Source organism: Limosilactobacillus difficilis, assembly GCF_947387495.1.
GTDB lineage: Bacteria > Bacillota > Bacilli > Lactobacillales > Lactobacillaceae > Limosilactobacillus > Limosilactobacillus difficilis.
This window is the reverse complement of record NZ_CANDNU010000136.1, coordinates 1-201: the sequence shown is the minus strand read 5'-3', so window position 1 is coordinate 201 and position 201 is coordinate 1. Positions and strand designations below refer to the sequence as shown.

Annotated in this window: 1 protein-coding gene; it reads left to right on the top strand. The window is 41.8% G+C overall.

Annotated features, from left to right (window positions below; all coding sequences use genetic code 11):
- Positions 1 to 73: 73 nt before the first annotated feature.
- Positions 74 to 201, top strand: a 128-nt coding sequence (locus QOR82_RS09275) for a helix-turn-helix domain-containing protein (RefSeq protein ID WP_283584437.1), incomplete at its 3' end; no start/stop codon positions are given.

Here is a 201-nt window from a genome sequence, read left to right as displayed (position 1 = left end):
AGTATATTGACGATCAGCGGGCTAAAGAAAAGTAAAAGATTAGCTTTCCTAATGAGAGGGGGGTGAAAACATCATGGTAACAATTATTAAAGGGGTCAAACTTCGTTTGTACCCTAATAGTCACCAGCGAGATCAGCTATGGCAAATGTTTGGTAATGACCGCAAGGTTTGGAATTTAATGCTGGGTATGGCTCAAGCGCG